Genomic DNA, 18,847 nt, shown 5'->3' on the forward strand with positions numbered 1-18,847 from the left:
GGGTGTGGTTCACCTCCATTGTCCTCCTTCGCGGGCCCCCGTGTCTCGTTCCGGGGGCCGACGATTCCCTTACGGGTGTTCGCCGTCGATCACTGATGACGCAAGCCCTTCTTTCCGGTCGTTCCGACCGGTAACGTCGGCGGACGATGAAGGTCGTCGTGGTAGCCGAGACCCGGGAGCACGAGCACCGGGTGGCGCTGGTCCCCGAACTGGTCGCGCGGCTGGTCGGCGCCGGTCTCGAGGTGGTGGTCGAGTCCGGCGCCGGGCGGCACGCGATGCATGCGGACAGCGCGTACGAGGACGCGGGCGCGCGTGTGGTCGGCGCCGACGCGCTGGACGGCGCCGACGTCGTGCTGTCGGTGCAGCCGCTGGACCCGGTCCGGGTCGCGGCGCTGCGCTCCGGAGCGATCACGGCGTCGTTCCTGCCGGCCACCGAGGAGACGGACGTGGTGCGGGCCGCGCGCGACGCGGGTGTCACGGCGTTCTCCGTCGAACTGGTCCCGCGGATCTCGCGGGCGCAGTCGATGGATGCGCTGACGTCGCAGGCGCTGGTGGCCGGGTACCGCGGGGTGCTGGTGGCCGCCGAGCGGCTGCCGCGGTTCTTCCCGCTGTCGATGACCGCCGCGGGGACGGTGCCGCCGGCGGAGGTGCTGGTGCTGGGCGCCGGTGTCGCCGGGTTGCAGGCCATCGCCACCGCGCGGCGGCTGGGCGCGCGGGTCAGCGCGTACGACGTCCGCGCCGCCGCGGCCGAGGAGACCCGCAGCCTCGGCGCGCAGTTCGTCGAGCTCGACCTGCCGAGCCTCGAGGGGTCCGGCGGGTACGCCCGCGAGATGACCGAGGACCGCGCCCAGCAACAGCGCGACCTGCTCGCCCCGTACGTGTCGGCTTCGGACGTGCTCATCACCACCGCGGCGGTGCCCGGCCGTACCGCCCCGCTGCTGGTCGACCGGACCGCCGTCGAGCAGATGCGCACCGGCAGCGTCGTCGTCGACCTCGCCGCGGAGACGGGCGGCAACGTCGAGGGCAGCGTGCCCGGAGCGGAGCTCGCGGTCGGGCCGGCGACGCTCATCGGCGGCCGCAACGTCCCCAGCCAGCTGCCGGTGCACGCCAGCCGCCTCTACGCGGCCAACCTGGTCAACCTGGTGCTGTTGATGACCAGCGACGGCAAGGTGACGCCCGACCTGGCCGACGAGATCGTCGACGGCGCCTGCGTCACGCACGACGGCGCCGTCCGTCACGAGCACGTCCGCGAAGCGCTGGAGGGGAGCTGATGGATCCGTCGATCGCGCTGCTGACGATCTTCGTGCTGGCGGTGTTCACCGGCTACGAGGTGGTGTCCAAGGTCTCGTCGACGCTGCACACGCCGCTGATGTCGGGCGCCAACGCCATCCACGGCATCATCCTTGTCGGCGCGGTCATCGTCGCCGGGCACGCCGACGGCGCCGCCGAGCTGACGGTCGGGCTCATCGCCGTGGTGCTCGCGACGCTGAACCTGGTCGGCGGCTTCGTCGTCACCGACAGGATGCTCGAGATGTTCAAGACGAAGAAGCCCGTCGAGGCCGATGCGACGCCACGGGGAGGCGCCGAGTGATCCCGATCTGGGCGCAGGTGACCTACCTGGGCGCCGCCACCTGCTTCGTGCTCGCGCTGAAAGGGCTCTCGTCGCCGAAGACGGCGCGCGCCGGCAACATGCTCGGCGCCGCCGCCGCGCTGGTGGCGATGGTCGTCACGTTCGTCGTCTACGAGCTGGACCACCTGCCGTGGATCCTGGTCGCGATCGCGGTCGGCTGCGCGATCGGCGTGCCCGCGGCGCGGCGGGTGGCGATGACGGCGATGCCGCAGCTGGTGGCGCTGTTCAACGGGGTCGGCGGTGGTGCCGCCGGGCTGGTGGCCTACCTCGAGCTCTCGGCGGCGCCGACCGTGTTCCCGCTGGTCGCCGCCGTGGCGACGGTGGCGGTCGGCAGCGTCGCGTTCAGCGGTTCGGTGGTGACGTTCCTCAAGCTGCAGGAGCTGATCACCACCCGGCCGGTGACGCCGCCGGCCGGTCCGGCGCTGTTCGCGGCGTCGCTGCTGGTGACGGTCGTGCTGGCGGTTGTGCTCTACGCCGAGGGCGCGGACGCGGCGTGGCTCGGCGCGCTGCTGGGCGTGGTCGCGCTGGTCGTCGGCGTGCTGCTGGTGCTGCCGGTGGGTGGTGCCGACGTGCCGATCGTGATCTCGCTGCTGAACGCGTTCACCGGGCTGGCGGTGGCGGCGAGCGGGTACGTGCTGGGCAACGCGCTGCTGCTGATCGGCGGCACGCTGGTCGGCGCCAGCGGTTCGATCCTGACCCGGCTGATGGCGCAGGCCATGGGGCGGTCGGTGGTCTCGATCCTGTTCGGCGCGTTCAAGGGCGGCTCGACGGCGGGCGCCGGCGCGGCGTCGGAGCGCCCGGTGCGCTCGGCCGGCGTCGACGACGTCGCGATCATGCTCGCCTACGCCCGCCGGGTCATCATCGTGCCCGGTTACGGCCTCGCGGTCGCGCAGGCCCAGCACACGGTGCAAGAGCTGGTCGAGCTGCTGGAGAAGCGCGGCGTCGACACCGCGTACGCGATCCACCCGGTCGCCGGCCGGATGCCCGGGCACATGAACGTGCTGCTGGCCGAGGCCAACGTCGGGTACGAGCAGCTGCTCGAGATGGAAACCGCGAACGGGCAGCTGCGCACGGCCGACGTCGCACTGGTGGTCGGCGCCAACGACGTCGTCAACCCGTCCGCGCGGTCGTCACCGGGCTCGCCGATCTACGGGATGCCGATCCTCGACGCCGACCAGGCGGGCGCGGTCGTGTTCATGAAGCGGTCGATGCGCCCCGGCTTCGCGGGCATCGAGAACGAGCTGTTGTACGACCCGAAGACCACGTTGCTGTTCGGTGACGCGAAGACGTCGCTGACCGGCCTGGTCTCCGCCGTCAAGTCGCTGTGAGCGACCGTGGTCAGTCGACGATGCCGTACAGCCGGTCGCCGGCGTCGCCGAGGCCCGGCACGATGTAGCCCTTCTCGTTGAGGCGCTCGTCGACGGCCGCGGTCACCACCGTCACCGGCACGTGGAGCTCCGCGGTGTGCTGCTCGACCACTCTCAGCCCCTCCGGGGCGGCCAGCAGGCATACCGCGGTGATGTCGTCGGCGCCGCGCTCGACCAGGAAGTCGACGGCGGCGGCCAGCGTGCCGCCGGTGGCGAGCATCGGGTCGAGGACGTAGATCTGCCGGCCGGTGAGGTCGTCGGGCAGCCGCCGGGCGTACGTGGTCGCCAGCAGCGTCTCCTCGTCCCGGATCATGCCGAGGAACCCGACCTCGGCCGTCGGCAGCAGCCGTGTCATACCGTCCAGCATGCCGAGCCCGGCCCGCAGGATCGGCACGATCAGCGGCTTGGGGGAGCTCAGCTTCACCCCGACCGTGGGGGCGACCGGGGTGTCGATCTGCACGTCGGCGACCCGGGCGTCGCGGGTGGCCTCGTAGGCCAGCAGCGTCACCAGCTCGTCGGCCAGGCGCCGGAACGTGGGCGAGTCGGTCCGCACGTTACGCAGCACCGTGAGTTTGTGGGCGACCAGCGGATGGTCGACGGCCAGCAGACGCATGCGAGGAACCTATCCGAATGACCCGCGCGCTCTCGACCCGCCACCCTCGCTGGTGCTAGCGTCCGCTTGGTGCAGGGGACGAGTCCGCGAAGGAGGCCAGATGCCCGAGGGCGCTATCGTCGAGCCCGCCGGCTCGGGTACGGACGATCCCCCGTGTCCCGGTGGTGACTACCTCGTGACCGACGTCGCGCGGCTTCGGCAGCGCGCGGTCTTTCTCCGTGAGTTGGCGCAGGCGCGCGCGCTGCTCGCTCGTACGCACCCGTCGCACGTTCCGTCTCCGGCCGTCCGTGAGCGGTTGAGGCTCGACGCCGACCAGCGGTGATCGCGACCGTGCCGTGAGAGGTGCCGGTCGTGTCCGATGAAGGCGTCGTCGACTTCGTCGTCGTCGCCTTCCGGCACGGCGGCCGGTGGCGTGTCGAGTCCGTGCCGCGCCGGCTGGGAAACGACCTGGACGCCACCGTCACGGTGCTGCGTGAACGCGCCGGTGGTGACGGGTTCGCGTTCATCTCCGTCGACGAGGACTTCTTCGTCGCGCTGCGTCTGGCCGGCGCGGACACGCGATGGCTGCTCTCCGACGTGACCGCCGCGACCGACTGGCCGGTCGCCCGTGACGTGCTCGACCGGCTCGTGCTGCCGCTGCCGGACGAGGACGACCGCGTGCAGCCGGCCGGCGACGTGACCATCTTCGCCGACCTGGGCGTCGACCCGATGTCGGTGGCGGCGATCTGCGACGACCTGGACAGCTATCCGGACGAGATGCTCGCCCGGATCGCCGACCTGGCCGGGTTCGGTCCGGAGTTCGACGACGTGCTGCCGTGACGTGACGCTCAGATGTAGCCGCGCACGGTGACGGCCTCGGCCACCCGGCGGACGGCGATGGCGTACGACGCCAGCCGTTGACTGCACCCGTGCTGCTCGCTGAACTCGGCGACCTCGTCGAAGGCGCGTTCGAGGCGGTTCTTCAGCTCGGTGTTGAACTGCTCTTCGCGCCACTGGAACTGCTGGATGTTCTGTGTCCACTCGAAGTACGAGCCGGTGACTCCGCCGCCGTTGGCGAGGATGTCCGGGATGACGCGCACGCCGCGGTCGTTCAGGATGGCGTCGGCCTCGGGCGTGAGCGGGTGGTTGGCGCCCTCGGCGATGATCCCGGCGCGCACCTGTCCGGCGTTGTGCTCGGTGACGGCCTCGCCGAGCGCCGCCGGGACGAGGATGTCGCAGTCGAGCGTGAGCAACTCGTCCGGGTCGATGTTCTCGTGCTCGACGTCGTGCGCGTCGGCGACCGAGTACCCCGCCCGGACCGCCCGGTCGAGTGCGAGCACGTCGAGCCCGCGGTCGTTCAGGACGGCGCCGCCGATGTCGCTGACGGCGATGATCCGCGCGCCGAGCGCGTGCAGGTCGCGGGCCGCCCACGAGCCCACGTTCCCGAAGCCCTGGATGACGACGCGCTGTCCGGCGAGGTCGACGCCCCACCGGCGTGCCGCGGCCTCGAGCACGTACACCAGGCCGCGGCCGGTGGCGGCCTCGCGGCCGGGCGCGCCGCCCAGGCTGACCGGCTTGCCGGTGACCGACGCCGGCGAGTACCCGTGCCGGCTGCTGTATGCGTCCATGAGCCACGCCATGACCTGCGCGTCGGTGTTGACGTCGGGGGCGGGGACGTCGCGGTAGACGCCGAGGACGTGGCTGATGGACATCGCGAAGCGCCTGGTGAGCGACTCGACCTCGCCCGCCGAGAGGTCGGACGGGTCGACCTGCAGTCCGCCCTTGGCGCCGCCGAACGGTAGGTCGTGCAGCGCGGTCTTCCAGGTCATCAACGACGCCAGGGTGCGGACCTCGTCGAGGTCGGCTCTCGGGTGGAAGCGGATGCCGCCCTTGTACGGCCCGCGCGCGCCGTTGTGCTGGACGCGGTAGCCCTGGGTCACCAGCAGGCTGCCGTCGTCACGCCGGATCGGCACCTGGACGCTGACCTCGCGGTAACTCGACTTCAGGACCTGGGCGACGTCCGGATCGAGGTCGACGAGCGCGCCGGCCTGGTCGACGAACCCGTGGACGGCGCTGTCCTGCGCCCGGTCGCCGTTGACGGGCAAGGGTGACGTGAGCATGACACTCCTATAAAGCGGATATTCGTTCTACTGAAGTCTGGCATCCGACGCTCGTCGTCGTCAAAGAATCGCCGGAACCGGCTGAGGGCACGCTGAGAGCCGGTGTGCCGGTGGATCACCGCCGGAGCCGATAGAGTCGGCCCCGTGCCGGTCTCTCCGATCGGGCGCGCGTACGAGCCGCTGATGCGCGACGCGCTCACCGAGGCAGCCCACGCGGCGGACGGCGGTGACGTCCCCGTCGGCGCCCTGGTCGTGGAGTCCGGAGGCGACGTCGTCGGCCGGGGGCACAACCGGCGCGAGATCGACGCGGATCCGACCGCACACGCCGAGGTCGTCGCGCTGCGCGCCGCGGCGGCACGCGCCGGTACCTGGAGACTCGAGGGATCCACACTCGTCGTGACCATGGAACCGTGCGCCATGTGCGCCGGCGCCCTGGTGCTCGCGCGGGTGAGCAGAGTGGTGTTCGGCGCGGTCGACCCGAAGGCCGGCGCCGTCGGATCGCTGTGGGATCTCGTGCGTGACCGCCGGCTCAACCATCGCCCCGAAGTCGTCACCGGCGTGCTCGCGGACGAGTGCGGCGCCGTCGTCCGCGACTTCTTCGGCGATCACCGGTCCATCGGCTGAACGATTTCGCGCACGACGGGCACCTCTTGTACTCTCGCCTGCGGTAGCGTGTCCGAGCGGCCTAAGGAGCACGCCTCGAAAGCGTGTGAGGGTTCACGCCCTCCGTGGGTTCGAATCCCACCGCTACCGCCACGCACGTAGAGCCCGTCCCGGTGCCGCCCGGGGCGGGCTCTACGTTCTCGGCGGCTCGAGACCCGGGTCTCGCCGCACCGGGGTGCGCGTCTCGTCGGGAGTTGCGGCTGCTGCCGGCGTCGAACACCGAGGAGGTGCGAGCGTGAACGTCGACTCGCTCAACAGCTTCCTGCTCTGGGGTGCGCTGGTCCTGGTCGCCGCGGTGATCGCGGTCCGGGTGAGCCTGCGGTTCGGTCTGCCCAGCCTGGTCGTGTACCTGCTCATCGGGATCGGTCTCGGCGAGTCCGGCATCGGCATCGAGTTCTCCGACGCGGACCTCGCGCAGGCCTTCGGGTACGCCGCGCTGGTGATCATCCTCGCCGAGGGCGGGCTCACCACCCGGTGGGAGCATATGCGCCCGTCGCTCGGCATCGGTGTGTCGCTGGCGACGCTGGGTTCGGCGGTCAGCACCGCCATCGTCGCGGTCGTCGGCCACTACGTGCTCGGGCTCGAATGGCTGGTGGCGATCCTGCTCGGCGCCGTGTTCGCCCCCACCGACGCCGCCGCCGTGTTCTCCACCCTGCGCCGGGTGCCGTTGAAGCGGCGCATCTCCGGCGTGCTGGAGTCGGAGTCCGGGCTCAACGACGCGCCGACCATCGTGCTCGTGTCGCTGCTCAGCGCCGGAACGGCCGGGGACGACCCGGTCATGATCGGGCTGATGGTCGCGTACCAGTTGCTGGGCGGTGTCGTGGTCGGATACGCCGTCGGGCGGCTCGGCGCCGCCGGGGTGCGGCGGGCGGCGCTGCCCGCGTCCGGGCTCTACCCGCTGGTCGTGCTGACCTTGACCGTCCTCGCGTACTCCGCCGGCGCCGCCGTGCAGACCAGCGGGTTCGCTGCCGTCTACGTGTCGGCGCTGGTGCTCGGCAACGCGAAGCTGCCGCACCGCGCGGCCACCATGTCGTTCGCCGAGGGCCTGGCCTGGCTGGCGCAGATCGGTCTGTTCGTCATGCTCGGCATGCTGTCGTCGCCGTCCGACATGCCGGAGGCGTTCGTCGCCGCCCTGGTCGCCGGGGTCGCGCTGACGTTCGTGGCCCGTCCGGTCTCGGTCTGGCTGGCGACGATCTTCTTCCGGATGCGCGGCCGCGAGCGGCTTTTCGTGTCGTGGGCCGGGCTCCGCGGCGCCGTGCCCGTCGTGCTGGCGACGATCCCGCTGGCCGAAGGGGTGCCCAGGGCGGACTGGCTGTTCGCGGTGGTGTTCATCGTCGGCGTCGTGTTCACCCTGCTACAGGCGCCGACCCTGCCGTGGCTGGCCGCGCGGCTGGGCATGGGTCCCGGGGTCGCGACCCGCGACGCCGAGGTCGAGTCGGCGCCGCTGGAACGCGTGGCCGCCGACCTGATCCAGGTGCGGGTGCCAGAAGGGTCGAAACTGCACGGCGTCGAGGTCGGCGAGCTGCGGGTGCCACCGGGAGTCGGCGTGGCACTCATCGTGCGCGGCGACACCACCATGCTGCCGGTGCCGCGGACGAAACTACGGCACGGCGACGAGATCCTGATCGTCGCGCCGCGGCGGCTGCGTGAGGCCACCGAACGCCGGCTCCGGGCCGTGGGACGCCGAGGCCGGCTGGCAGGCTGGTTCGGCGAGGACGGCCGGGACGGGATGGACGACTGAAGGTCAGCCGCTCGGGGACGGCTCGCACGGGGGCAGGTCCTTCGGCCGCCCGCCGCCGGCCGAAGGGTTCGCCAGCGACTTGAATGCGGAACCGAGCACGAGGTCGACCGTCGCCTCGCTGCGCTCGTCCGCGACGAACGCGGCCCCGGGCACCATCGACGCGACCAGGCGGGCGGCGGCACGGTTGTCGGGGCTCGCCCGGACCTCGGCGGTCCGGTCGATGCTCTTGTCGAGCGGGTCGTTCGCGATGTCGAGGACGACGAAGCCGCGGTCCTGCATCCGGCCGGCGACGTCGGAGGCGAGGTTGTTCCGGTCGGTCGAGTTGTAGACGTTGATCTCGACCTCGGCCGGCTTGGGCGCCGCCGTCGGCGCTGCCGGGGCACAGCCGCCGGACGCCGACACGGTCGACTCCTCGTCGTCCGCCTCGACGACGTTACGCCAGCTGTACGACGCCGCCCCGACGACGAAACCGATCAGGACCAGCAGCGTCACGGATGTGCGGATCCGCTTCCATCGACGCCTCCTGGCTGCCGGATCGACGGCCTGTTCGTCGGGGGCCATGCCACCTCCGTGTCGGGCTGCCTTTCAGTGCGCCCGCAGCTTACCGTCCAACCTCCGGAACGCGCCGGGTCAAGCGTCGGGCCGGGGAAGCTGAAGCACGCGGGCATGGATGACCGGACGTTGCTGCAGCGCGGCGCGGAGTGCGCGGTGCAGCCCGTCCTCGAGGTACAGCTCGCCGTTCCACTCGACCACGTGCGCGAACAGGTCGCCGTAGAACGTGGAGTCGTCGGCCAGCAGCGTCTCGAGGTCCAGAGTGCTCTTGGTCGTGACGAGTTCGTCGAGACGGATCTGACGCGGTGGAAGGTCGGACCAGGCCCGCAGTTCGGTGTCGTGATCGGGATACGGCTTGCTGTCTCCGACACGCTTGAAAATCACCCAGGGCAGTCTAAAGGGACCGGCCTCGTGCCGCGTGGAATTGCCGGCAGCGTCGCCCGGCCGATATCCACGACGACGGCCGGGGAATGCTGAGCAGACCCCGGCCGTCGGATGGCGGAGGATGCGGGATTCGAACCCGCGAGGGGTTGCCCCCAACACGCTTTCCAAGCGTGCGCCCTAGGCCACTAGGCGAATCCTCCGCCCGAGAGCGTATCGGACGACCACCCGCAGCCCGAAATCGTGGCCGCGTTGTGCCGCACCGGGACCGACCACGTACACTTACTGGCGACCCCTCGCGCGGCGGTACCCCGCCGAACTCCCCCAGGGCCGGAAGGCAGCAAGGGTAGGCGGGCTCTTCCGGGTGCGCGGGGGGTCCTTTTCCGTTCTCGGGCGCCGTCCCGGCTCGGTGGGCCGGGACGGGTGTGCGCTGTCGGTGCGGGCGACTATGGTTCGCAACGTGTCGTCGCTAGCGCTCTACCGCACGTACCGCCCCGGCCAGTTCGCCGACGTGGTGGGCCAGGAGCATGTCACGGTCCCGCTCGTGCGGGCGCTGTCGAACGACCGCGTGCACCACGCCTACCTCTTCTCCGGTCCGCGTGGCTGCGGCAAGACGTCCTCGGCACGCATCCTCGCGCGTTCGCTCAACTGCGAGAGCGGCCCGACGGCCGAGCCGTGCGGCAGCTGCCGTTCCTGCCTCGACCTCGCGCCCAACGGCGCCGGCAACATCGACGTCGTCGAGATGGACGCGGCCACGCACGGCCTGGTGGACGACGCGCGCGATCTGCGCGAGAAGGCGCACTTCGCGCCGGTCTCGTCCCGCTTCAAGATCTACATCATCGACGAGGCGCACCAGCTCGGGCCGGGCGCGGCCAACGCGCTACTCAAACTGATCGAGGAGCCGCCGGCGCACCTCAAGTTCATCTTCGCCACCACGGCGCCGGACAAGATCATCGGCACCATCCGGTCGCGCACACACCATTACCCGTTCCGGCTCATCCCCACCAAGGTGCTGCAGCAGAACCTGGCGTCCATCTGCGAGCGCGAGGGCGTGGCCATCGAACCGGCCGCGCTGGCGCTGGTCGCCCGCGCCGGTGGCGGGTCGGCGCGGGACGCGCAGTCGGTGCTGGGCCAGCTCATCGCCGGGGCCGGTCCGGACGGCGTCAGCTACGAGCTGGCCGTCGGGTTGCTCGGCTTCACCGACGCCGCGCTGCTCGACCAGGTGGTCGAGGGTATCGCCGCCGGCGACGGCGGGTCCGTGTTCGCGGCGGTCGACCGGGTCATGGACTCCGGGCACGACCCGCGCCGGTTCCTCACCGACCTGCTCGAACGCTTCAGGGACCTGGTCGTGTTGCAGGCCACCCCGGACGCCGCCGGTTCCGGGCTGCTCGACGCGCCCCCGGACCAGGCCGAGCGGATGGCCGGCCAGGCCGGGCGGTTCGGCGCCGCCGACCTGATCCGGCTGGCCGCGGTGGTGGACGAAGGCATCACGGCGATGAAGGGCGCCACGCCGACCCGGCTGCAGCTCGAGCTCGTCTGCGCCCGGCTGCTCCTGCCCGGAGCGGATCACTCGGTCTCCGGCGTCCAGGCCCGCCTCGACCGCGTGGAACGGCGGCTGAGCGGCGGCGAGCCACTCGCGGCTCAGCCGGCGCCGTCGCCCGCACCGGCGCCGGCGGCATCGCCGTCGCCTGCACCCGCGCCGGCCGAGCCCGCCGATGCCGAGCCCGCGGCTTCCGAGCCCGCGGTCGCCGAGCCCGCGGTCGCCGAGCCCGCGGCGTCCGCCCCGGAACCGGCGCCGCAGCCGGCCCAGCCCGCGCCACCGGCCCAGCCCGCGCCACCGGCCCAGCCGGCGCAGTCGGCCCAGCCGGCCCAGCCGGCGCAGTCGGCGCAGTCGGGCGGCGTCACCGACGTGCGCCGGATGTGGCCCGAGGTCCTGGTCCGGTTGCGTGAGATCAAACGGACCCCATGGAGCCTGATTTCGCAGGAGTCCACCGTCGCCGACGTCTCGGACGGCGTCCTGACGCTGGCGTTCCGCAAGCCCAATCTGCGCGACACGTTCGTGCGGCGCGACGACTTCCAGGACTGCCTGCGCCAGGCCGTCAAGGACGTGCTCCTGCTCGACCTGCGCATCGAGGCCATCGTCGACCCGTCGGCCGATCCGTCCCAGCAGGCCCCGCCCGCCGCGTCGGCCGCCCCGGCCGCGTCGGCCGCACCTGCGGCATCGGCAGCACCTGCGGCACCTGCTGCGTCGGCTGCGCCCGCGGCGCCGGCCGCCCCGGTCGAGCCGCAGGCGCCGGCCGAGCCCGCAACGGAGCCGAAGCCGCCCGCGCCGGAAGCCCCGTCGGCGCCGCAGCACGTGGTCGACGACTCCGACGCCGACCCGAACGACGCCGACGTCGACGACTCCGGCGTCAACGAGCGACAGCTGCTGGAGCGCACGCTCGGAGCGACCGTCATCGAAGAGATCGAACACGAATGAGTTCCATGGCCGGCCTCGTCCCGACCTCCGGCCGGTGACGTAGGCTCGCGGAAGACAACGTCCGCGGTGGCCGCGACGCCGAAGTCCGCCCGAGGAGGCCCACTGTGTTTCCCCCCGGAAACGAAGGCATCGACATGAACCGGCTGCTGCAGCAGGCACAGCAGATGCAAGAGAAACTGATGTCCGCGCAGCACGACATGAGCGAGGCGGAGGCCACGGGTACGGCCGGCGGCGGCCTGGTCCAGGCGACGGTCACCGGCACCGGTGAGCTGACCGGCCTGCAGCTCGACCCGTCGGTGGTCGACCCCGACGACGTCGACACCCTGGCCGACCTGGTCGTGGCTGCCGTGCGGGACGCACACACCGAGATCCAGCGGCGCGCACAGGAACAGATGGGCGACATCAACGCCGACGTCGCCGGGTTGCTGGGCGGCGCGGGTGCCGAAGGATCGCCGCTGGCGGGGCTGTTCGGCGGTGCCGGCGCCATCTCCGGCGACACCGTGTCCGCGCAACCGGCCGAAGACGACGAGACTGCGGACGACACCGACGACGGACGCGACTCCGGCGGGGCCGCTCCGGGCAGTACGGGTTCCTGAGCCGGAGCGACGACGTGTACGAAGGTGTCGTCCAGAATCTCATCGACGAGCTCGGGCGACTTCCGGGCGTCGGGCCGAAGAGTGCGCAGCGCATCGCCTTCCACCTGCTGGCCGCCGATGTCGACGACGTGCGGCGCCTGGTGTCGGCGCTGACCGAGGTCAAAGAGAAGGTGCGGTTCTGCGCGACGTGCGGGAACGTCGCCGAGGACGAGCTGTGCCGCATCTGTCTCGACCAGCGGCGCGATCCGTCCATCCTCTGCGTCGTCGAAGAACCGAAGGATGTCGTGGCCATCGAGCGCACGCGCGAGTACCGGGGCCGGTACCACGTGCTCGGCGGTGCGATCAGCCCGATCGAGGGGGTCGGCCCGGACGAGCTGCGGGTGCGTGAGCTCATGTCCCGGTTGGCCGACGGCACCGTCACCGAGCTCATCCTGGCCACGGACCCGAACCTCGAGGGCGAGGCCACGGCGACGTACCTGGCCCGCATGGTCGCCTCGCTGGGGCTGCGGGTGACCCGGCTGGCCAGCGGGCTGCCGGTGGGTGGTGACCTGGAGTACGCGGACGAGGTCACACTGGGGCGTGCGTTCGAGGGACGGAGGTCGTTGGATGTCTGACGCGGAGACCGGGACGCCTGCGGGCAGTTCGGCCGAAGAGTACGCGGACTTCGCCGCCGATATCGCCGCCCAGGTGGAGAGTTTCCTGCTGGCCGTACGCGAGCTGGCCAGGGGCGACGACCCGGGCAGCACGTTGTCGTTGCTGCTGCTCGAGGTCAGCCAACTCGGCCTCGCCGGCGGGCGACTGGGCGCCATCAGCGACGTCGTCCCGCACGAACGGTTCGAGCCGGACGCCGGTCCCGAGCAGGACGTCGACGAGCTACGCGAGCGCATTGCCACCCTGCTCGATCCGGTCGACGGTTACGTCGAGGTCGTCGATCCGGTCGATCCCGGTCGCGGGGTCACCGGCTTCCGGCTCTCCGACGATCTCGCGAGCATCGCGTCCGACCTCATGCACGGGCTGTCGCACTACAAGGACGGCCGCGTCGTCGAGGCGCTGTGGTGGTGGCAGTTCTCGTACCTGTCGTCGTGGGGTTCCACCTGCGGTGCCGCGCTGCGCGCGTTGCACTCGCTGATCGCGCACACGCGGCTCGATCACCCGGACGAGCCCGCCGACGCCGCCGAGCGTTCGCTGGCCCGGGCGGAGGCAGAACTGTAGCGCTGTGTTCCGGGATCCGGACGACTCGGGACATGGTGGTGGGTTCGCCTAGACTGCCGGGGGCACGTCGATCGTCGTGGGAGGAGTGTGCCGTGGGGCTGGTCGTCCAGAAGTACGGCGGTTCCTCCGTCGCCGACGCCGAGGCCGTCAAGCGAGTCGCGCAGCGCATCGTGGCCGCGAAGAAGGAGGGCAACGAGGTCGTCGTGATCGTCTCGGCGATGGGCGACACCACCGACGAGCTGCTCGACCTCGCGCAACGGGTGTCACCTGCGCCGGGTGGTCGTGAGCTCGACATGCTGCTCACTGCCGGTGAGCGGATGTCCATGGCGCTGCTGGCGATGGCCATCGGTGACCTCGGCCACGAGGCGCGGTCGTTCACCGGGAGCCAGGCCGGCGTCATCACCGACTCGGTGCACGGACGCGCCCGCATCATCGACGTCACGCCCGGCCGTATCCGCCAGGCGCTCGACAACGGCAACATCGCCATCGTCGCCGGGTTCCAGGGCGTGAGCCAGGACAGCAAGGACATCACGACGCTGGGCAGGGGCGGCTCGGACACCACGGCCGTCGCACTCGCGGCAGCTCTGGATGCGGACGCGTGCGAGATCTACACCGACGTCGACGGCGTCTTCACCGCCGACCCGCGGATCGTCCCGACGGCGCGGCGGGTGCCGTCCATCACCTACGAAGAGATGCTCGAGATGGCGGCCAGCGGGGCGAAGATCCTGCACCTGCGCTGCGTGGAGTACGCGCGCCGCTACCGCATGCCCATCCACGTACGGTCGAGTTTCTCCACACTCGACGGCACCTGGGTGGCTGAATCGAGCGAGGGAAGTGAACAGCCCGACATGGAACAACCGATCATCTCCGGCGTCGCGCACGACCGCAGCGAGGCGAAGATCACCGTCGTGGGTGTTCCCGACAAGGTCGGTGAAGCGTCGACGATCTTCCGCTCGGTGGCCGACGCAGGTGTGAACATCGACATGATCGTCCAGAACGTCTCCGCCGCCGACACCAACCGAACGGACATCTCGTTCACGCTCCCGGCCAACGACGGGCGCAAGGGTGTCGAGGCGCTCACCGCGATCCAGACCGCGGTGGGTTTCGAGTCGCTGCGCTACGACGACGGCGTCGGCAAGGTGTCCCTGGTCGGCGCGGGGATGCGCAGCCACCCGGGTGTCAGCGCGACGCTGTTCGGCTCGCTCGCCGACGCTGGTGTGAACATCGAGATGATCTCGACGTCGGAGATCCGCATTTCCGTCGTCGTCCGCGGTGAGGACGTCGACACGGCGGTGAGCGCCATTCACGCGGCGTTCGACCTCGACTCTGACCAGGTCGAGGCAGTGGTCTACGGAGGAACCGGTCGATGAATGAGAACAACCGCCCCGTCCTGGCCGTTGTCGGAGCCACCGGCGCGGTCGGCACGGTCATGCGCGACGTCCTGTCGACCCGCGAGGACGTCTGGGGTGAGATCCGCCTCGTCGCGTCGGCACGGTCGGCGGGTCGCCGGCTCACGGTCCGCGGCGAGGAGATCGAGGTCCGCGAGCTGAGCCCGGAGGTCTTCGACGGCGTCGACATCGCCATGTTCGACGTCCCCGACGAGGTGTCCGCCGAGTGGGCACCGGTCGCGGTCGAGCGTGGGGCCGTGGTGGTCGACAACTCCGGCGCGTACCGCATGGACCCGGACGTGCCGCTGGTGGTGCCCGAGGTCAACGCCCGCGCGGTGCGGCAGCGGCCCAAGGGTGTCATCGCCAACGCCAACTGCACGACGCTGTCGATGATCGTCGCGCTGGGCGCGCTGCACGCCGAGTACGGCCTGACCGCGCTGCGGGCGTCGTCGTACCAGGCGGCCTCCGGCGCCGGGCAGGAAGGCGTCGACACACTGCACGACCAGCTGAACAAGGTCGCCGGCAACCGTGAACTCGGCACCCATCCGGGCGACATCCGCCGCGTCGTCGGTGCCGAGCTCGGCCCGTTCCCCGCGCCACTGGCGCTGAACGTCGTGCCGTGGGCCGGCTCGCTCAAGGACGACGGGTGGAGCTCCGAGGAACTGAAGATCCGCAACGAGGCGCGGAAGATCCTCGAACTTCCGGACCTGCGGGTGTCCGCCACCTGCGTGCGGGTGCCGGTCGTCACCACGCACTCGGTCGCCATGCACGTGACGTTCGAGCGCGAGGTCAACGCTGTCCGGGCGTCGGAGATCCTGCGCGACGCGCCCGGTGTCGTGCTCTACGACGACCCCGCCCGCGGCGAGTTCCCCACCCCGGCCGACGTGGTGGGCACCGACCCGACGTGGGTCGGCCGGGTGCGCCGTGACTTGGACGATCCGCGCGCGCTGGAACTGTTCGTGTGCGGCGACAACCTCCGCAAGGGCGCTGCGCTCAACACCGCCCAGATCGCCGAGCTGGTCGCCGCCGAACTCTCCGCCTGACGATCATGGGCAGGGTCAGGTGGTGAGGCGGGCCTTGACCGCGGCGGCGACCGCGCTGCCCTCGATGCGTCCGCGCACCTGAGGCTGCACGATCTTCATCACCTGGCCCATGTCGCGGGGCGAGTCGGCGCCGGTCTGCTCGACGGCGGCCTCGATGATCTGGCCGAGCTCGGCCTCGGACAGCGGCTCGGGGAGGTACTCGGCCAGTACCGCGGCCTCGCTCTCCTCCCGTTCGGCGCTCTCGGTACGGCCGCCGGCTCGGAACGCCTCGGCGGCTTCCCGGCGGCGCTTCGCCTCTCTGGTCAGGACGGCGACGACCTCGTCGTCGGTGAGCTCGCGCGCGTCGCTGCCGGCTACCTCCTCGTTGCCTATGGCCGAGAGCGTCATGCGGATGGTCGACTTGCGCACCTCGTCCTTGTTCCGGATGGCCGTGGTCAGGTCGGCCCGGAGACGATCCTTGAGAGCTGCCATGGGCATAGTGTGCCCGCTGGTCGTGTCATCGGCCATATGACGGCGGCATGCATGGACCCGGGCACGGGGCCGACGTCGCCACCTCTTCTTCGTCGGTGTGCTCGGCCATGGCCGGAGTCGCGACCGCCGGCAGGGTGACCTCGGCCGGCTCTGGCGCCTCCGACGGCGCCGGCTCTTCCGCGGGAGCGGCGACGGCGCGGCGGGTGATGGAGGCGGCGGCGAGCGCACCGCCGATCAGCAGGCCCGTGCAGATGAGCATGGCGGCACGGAACGACTCGGTGAGAGCGTCCGGGTCGGCGTAACTCTCGCCCGCCAGCCCGGTCAGGGCAGGCAGCGCCGCGACGGCGATGAGACCGGCCGCTCGGGAAATGCCGTTGTTCACGCCGCTGGCGGTACCGGCCAGGTGCTGCGGCGCGGAGGCCATGACGGTGGCCGTCAGCGTCGGCACCAGGGTGGTGAGCCCGATGCCGAGCAGGACGACACCGGGGAGCACGGCGGACAGGTAGCCGTCGTCCGGCCCGACCGTGGCCAGCAGGGCCACCCCGGCGGCCCCGCACAGCGAGCCCGCGACCAGTGGCGGCCGCACGCCGTAGCGCGTGGCCAGGCCGGCCGAGCGCCCGGAGAGGAAGAGCATCAGCAGCGTGATGGGCAGCGTCGCCATGCCGGCGGCGAGTGGGCTCCACGTCAGCGAGACCTGAAGCTGCAGCATCAGGAAGAACATGATGCCCGACAGGCCCGCGTACACGACGAAGGTCATGATGTTGATGACGCTGAAGGTGCGGTCGGAGAACAGCGACAACGGCACCATCGGATGTGGCGCGCGGCGCTCACGCAGCAGGAACGCGGCCGCGGCGACCAGCGACAGCGCGGCCGTCCCGACGACCACCGGCGTCGCACCCGCCTCCGGGACGCGGATGAGCGCGTACGTGCTGGCACCCAGGGCGAGCGCGCCGAGAGCGGCGCCCTGCCCGTCGAACTGGCCGCTGTCGTTCTCGTCGCGACTCTCCGGGGCGCTGACCCGGATCAGCCACACGGTCAGCACGGCGAGCGGCACGTTGATGCCGAACACCCACCGCCAGTCGAACTCGAGCAGCCAGCCACCGAGCAGCGGCCCGATGATGCCGGACACGCCGGTCAGGCCGGCCCACGCGCCGATGGCTCGGGCGCGGTCGTCCTCGTGCACGACAGTTTGCAGGATGGCCAGCGCTCCGGGGGTCAGCAGCGCCCCGCCGACGCCTTGCAGCGCGCGGGCGGCGATGAGCACCTCGACGCCCGGAGCGAGCGCGCACAGCACGGAGGCCGCCGTGAACCAGACGACGCCGAGTGTGAAGACACGCCGCCGGCCGAGCCGGTCGCCCAGCGCACCGCCCAGCAGGATCAACGCGGCCAGCGTGAGGGTGTAGGCGTTGACGGTCCACTGCAGCGCCGAGAGATCGGCGTCGAGCTCGCGGCCGATGGTCGGCAGCGCCACGTTGACGACGGTGCCGTCGAGGAAGGCCATGCCCGACCCGAGCGCGGTGGCCGTGAGCAACGCCCGGCCCCGCCTGCTGCTCAGCCGCACGTCGTCCATGCCGCAGAGGGTAGCCCTCCGATCCGACAGTCACCACGGCGCGGCTGTGGGAGCCTGGGGGGATGGTCGTGAAGGGAATGGCGCTCGGAGCGGCGGCGACGGCGACGGCCGCGCTCGCCTACGCGGCCGGGTACGAGGTGCGGTCGTACCGGCTGCGACGGTTCGATCTGCCGGTCCTGCCGCGCGGCAGCCGTCCACTGCGCGTGCTGCACGTGTCCGACCTGCACCTCACCCCCGGGCAGCGGCGCAAGGTCGAATGGGTCCGCGGCCTCGGCGCGCTGGAACCCGACCTCGTCGTGAACACCGGCGACAACATCGCCCACCCCGACGCTCTCCCCGCCGTCGTCGAGGCGTTCGAACCGTTGCTGGACCGCCCCGGCGTGTTCGTCTTCGGGTCCAACGACTACTTCGCGCCGCGGCCCAAGAATCCGGCGCGGTACCTGGCGCCGCTGGACTGGATCCGCCGCGACAACGACCGTGATCTGGCCGCCGCCGTCGAACTGCCGTGGAAGGACCTCCGTGCCGAGTTCGCCGGTGCGGGCTGGCTCGACCTCAACAACGACCGGCGCACGCTCACCGTCGACGGGCGCCGGCTGGAGTTCGCCGGGGTGGACGACCCGCATCTCGGGCGCGACCAGGTCGACGAGGTGGCGGGCCCGCCCGGCGACGACGCGGACCTGGCGGTCGGCGTCATGCACGCGCCGTACCAGCGGGTACTCGACGCGATGGGAGGCGACGGATACCGGCTGCTGCTGGCCGGGCACACGCACGGCGGGCAGATCTGCGTCCCCGGGTACGGCGCGCTGGTCACCAACTGCGACCTCGAGCCTCGCCGGGCGAAGGGCGTGTCGAGGCACCCGGCCGTCGGCGGGGCGAGCGCGGCCTGGCTGCACGTGTCCGCCGGCCTGGGCACGTCCCCCTATGCTCCGGTGCGTTTCGCCTGCCCACCGGAGGCGACGCTGCTGACCCTGGTGCCCGCCGATTGACGGCGGTGACCACGTGCTGAACCCGATTTCTTGTCTCGGGCCATGCTCAGATATGC

The 18,847-nt window shown here is 71.5% G+C and carries 20 protein-coding genes, 2 tRNA genes and 1 other RNA gene; 16 read left to right on the forward strand and 7 right to left on the reverse strand.

Annotation, left to right across the window (positions count from 1 at the left end; genetic code table 11):
- The first annotated feature begins 146 nt into the window (after nt 1–146).
- The 3 genes from CLV30_RS07495 to CLV30_RS07505 are packed head-to-tail and all read left to right on the forward strand — an operon-like array spanning nt 147 to nt 2,958.
- Nucleotides 147–1,271 (forward strand): NAD(P) transhydrogenase subunit alpha, encoded by a 1,125-nt coding sequence (locus tag CLV30_RS07495; protein WP_106536574.1) that lies wholly within the window; start codon nt 147–149, stop codon nt 1,269–1,271.
- Entirely contained in the window at nt 1,271–1,591 is a 321-nt protein-coding gene (locus tag CLV30_RS07500) for an NAD(P) transhydrogenase subunit alpha part 2 (protein WP_106536575.1), read from the forward strand. Before CLV30_RS07495 ends, CLV30_RS07500 begins: the two co-directional genes overlap by 1 nt.
- Complete coding sequence (locus CLV30_RS07505; protein WP_106536576.1) at nt 1,588–2,958, forward strand: NAD(P)(+) transhydrogenase (Re/Si-specific) subunit beta; 1,371 nt, start codon at nt 1,588–1,590, stop codon at nt 2,956–2,958. Before CLV30_RS07500 ends, CLV30_RS07505 begins: the two co-directional genes overlap by 4 nt.
- Before the next feature lie 10 nt (nt 2,959–2,968).
- On the opposite strand, the gene upp is transcribed toward CLV30_RS07505, so the two are convergent.
- Nucleotides 2,969–3,610, reverse strand: a complete 642-nt coding sequence (upp, locus tag CLV30_RS07510) for a uracil phosphoribosyltransferase (RefSeq protein WP_106536577.1) — start codon at nt 3,608–3,610, stop codon at nt 2,969–2,971.
- Nucleotides 3,611–3,710: 100 nt separating this feature from the next.
- On the opposite strand from upp, the gene CLV30_RS07515 reads away from it, so the two are divergent.
- Nucleotides 3,711–3,932, forward strand: coding sequence for a hypothetical protein (locus CLV30_RS07515; RefSeq protein WP_106536578.1), 222 nt, complete (start codon nt 3,711–3,713; stop codon nt 3,930–3,932).
- Nucleotides 3,933–3,961: 29 nt separating this feature from the next.
- Nucleotides 3,962–4,429: a tRNA adenosine deaminase-associated protein gene (locus CLV30_RS07520; protein WP_106536736.1), complete on the forward strand. Its 468-nt coding sequence runs from the start codon at nt 3,962–3,964 to the stop codon at nt 4,427–4,429.
- 8 nt (nt 4,430–4,437) lie between these two features.
- Here CLV30_RS07520 and CLV30_RS07525 read toward each other — a convergent pair whose 3' ends face one another.
- On the reverse strand, nt 4,438–5,709 hold the full coding sequence (locus CLV30_RS07525) for a Glu/Leu/Phe/Val family dehydrogenase (RefSeq protein ID WP_106536579.1): 1,272 nt from the start codon (nt 5,707–5,709) through the stop codon (nt 4,438–4,440).
- Nucleotides 5,710–5,892: 183 nt separating this feature from the next.
- Here CLV30_RS07525 and tadA point away from each other — a divergent pair, with 183 nt between their 5' ends.
- The 3 genes from tadA (at nt 5,893) to CLV30_RS07540 (ending at nt 8,113) form a co-directional block, all read left to right on the forward strand.
- Nucleotides 5,893–6,333, forward strand: coding sequence for a tRNA adenosine(34) deaminase TadA (tadA, locus tag CLV30_RS07530; protein ID WP_106536737.1), 441 nt, complete (start codon nt 5,893–5,895; stop codon nt 6,331–6,333).
- A gap of 42 nt (nt 6,334–6,375) precedes the next feature.
- Nucleotides 6,376–6,465 (forward strand) — tRNA-Ser (locus CLV30_RS07535).
- A 142-nt stretch (nt 6,466–6,607) separates the two neighbouring features.
- Nucleotides 6,608–8,113 carry a potassium/proton antiporter gene (locus CLV30_RS07540; protein ID WP_106536580.1) on the forward strand — a complete coding sequence of 502 codons (1,506 nt, stop codon included), beginning with the start codon at nt 6,608–6,610 and terminating at the stop codon, nt 8,111–8,113.
- Nucleotides 8,114–8,116: 3 nt separating this feature from the next.
- Here CLV30_RS07540 and CLV30_RS07545 read toward each other — a convergent pair whose 3' ends face one another.
- From CLV30_RS07545 to CLV30_RS07555, 3 genes are all read right to left on the reverse strand, one after another.
- Nucleotides 8,117–8,674, reverse strand: a complete 558-nt coding sequence (locus tag CLV30_RS07545; RefSeq protein ID WP_106536581.1) for a LytR C-terminal domain-containing protein — start codon at nt 8,672–8,674, stop codon at nt 8,117–8,119.
- A 69-nt stretch (nt 8,675–8,743) separates the two neighbouring features.
- Nucleotides 8,744–9,049 (reverse strand): type II toxin-antitoxin system VapB family antitoxin, encoded by a 306-nt coding sequence (locus CLV30_RS07550; RefSeq protein WP_106536582.1) that lies wholly within the window; start codon nt 9,047–9,049, stop codon nt 8,744–8,746.
- Between the two features lie 112 nt (nt 9,050–9,161).
- Nucleotides 9,162–9,249, reverse strand: a tRNA-Ser gene (locus CLV30_RS07555).
- Nucleotides 9,250–9,333: 84 nt separating this feature from the next.
- Here CLV30_RS07555 and ffs point away from each other — a divergent pair.
- The 7 genes from ffs to CLV30_RS07590 all read left to right on the forward strand — a co-directional run bounded on the left by ffs (nt 9,334) and on the right by CLV30_RS07590 (nt 15,764).
- An RNA gene (ffs, locus tag CLV30_RS07560) (signal recognition particle sRNA small type) lies at nt 9,334–9,430 on the forward strand.
- A gap of 76 nt (nt 9,431–9,506) precedes the next feature.
- A complete protein-coding gene (locus CLV30_RS07565; protein ID WP_205740513.1) occupies nt 9,507–11,525 on the forward strand; it encodes a DNA polymerase III subunit gamma and tau in 2,019 nt (672 codons plus the stop codon).
- A 104-nt stretch (nt 11,526–11,629) separates the two neighbouring features.
- Nucleotides 11,630–12,121, forward strand: coding sequence for a YbaB/EbfC family nucleoid-associated protein (locus CLV30_RS07570; RefSeq protein ID WP_205740512.1), 492 nt, complete (start codon nt 11,630–11,632; stop codon nt 12,119–12,121).
- 14 nt (nt 12,122–12,135) lie between these two features.
- Nucleotides 12,136–12,735 (forward strand): recombination mediator RecR, encoded by a 600-nt coding sequence (gene recR / locus CLV30_RS07575; protein WP_106536585.1) that lies wholly within the window; start codon nt 12,136–12,138, stop codon nt 12,733–12,735.
- Nucleotides 12,728–13,333 (forward strand): DUF5063 domain-containing protein, encoded by a 606-nt coding sequence (locus CLV30_RS07580; RefSeq protein ID WP_106536586.1) that lies wholly within the window; start codon nt 12,728–12,730, stop codon nt 13,331–13,333. Before recR ends, CLV30_RS07580 begins: the two co-directional genes overlap by 8 nt.
- Nucleotides 13,334–13,425: 92 nt before the next feature.
- Nucleotides 13,426–14,703: an aspartate kinase gene (locus tag CLV30_RS07585; RefSeq protein ID WP_106536587.1), complete on the forward strand. Its 1,278-nt coding sequence runs from the start codon at nt 13,426–13,428 to the stop codon at nt 14,701–14,703.
- Nucleotides 14,700–15,764: an aspartate-semialdehyde dehydrogenase gene (locus tag CLV30_RS07590; protein WP_106536588.1), complete on the forward strand. Its 1,065-nt coding sequence runs from the start codon at nt 14,700–14,702 to the stop codon at nt 15,762–15,764. The genes CLV30_RS07585 and CLV30_RS07590 overlap by 4 nt, the downstream gene beginning before the upstream one ends.
- Nucleotides 15,765–15,779: 15 nt before the next feature.
- Here CLV30_RS07590 and CLV30_RS07595 read toward each other — a convergent pair whose 3' ends face one another.
- The gene (locus tag CLV30_RS07595) at nt 15,780–16,235 is read right to left on the reverse strand and encodes a GatB/YqeY domain-containing protein (RefSeq protein ID WP_106536589.1); all 456 of its coding nucleotides are present in this window, start codon (nt 16,233–16,235) and stop codon (nt 15,780–15,782) included.
- 25 nt (nt 16,236–16,260) lie between these two features.
- Nucleotides 16,261–17,805: an MFS transporter gene (locus CLV30_RS07600; RefSeq protein WP_106536590.1), complete on the reverse strand. Its 1,545-nt coding sequence runs from the start codon at nt 17,803–17,805 to the stop codon at nt 16,261–16,263.
- A 68-nt stretch (nt 17,806–17,873) separates the two neighbouring features.
- On the opposite strand from CLV30_RS07600, the gene CLV30_RS07605 reads away from it, so the two are divergent.
- On the forward strand, nt 17,874–18,791 hold the full coding sequence (locus CLV30_RS07605) for a metallophosphoesterase (protein ID WP_106536738.1): 918 nt from the start codon (nt 17,874–17,876) through the stop codon (nt 18,789–18,791).
- Nucleotides 18,792–18,847 lie beyond the last annotated feature (56 nt).

The organism is Haloactinopolyspora alba, from assembly GCF_003014555.1.
Lineage (GTDB): Bacteria > Actinomycetota > Actinomycetes > Jiangellales > Jiangellaceae > Haloactinopolyspora > Haloactinopolyspora alba.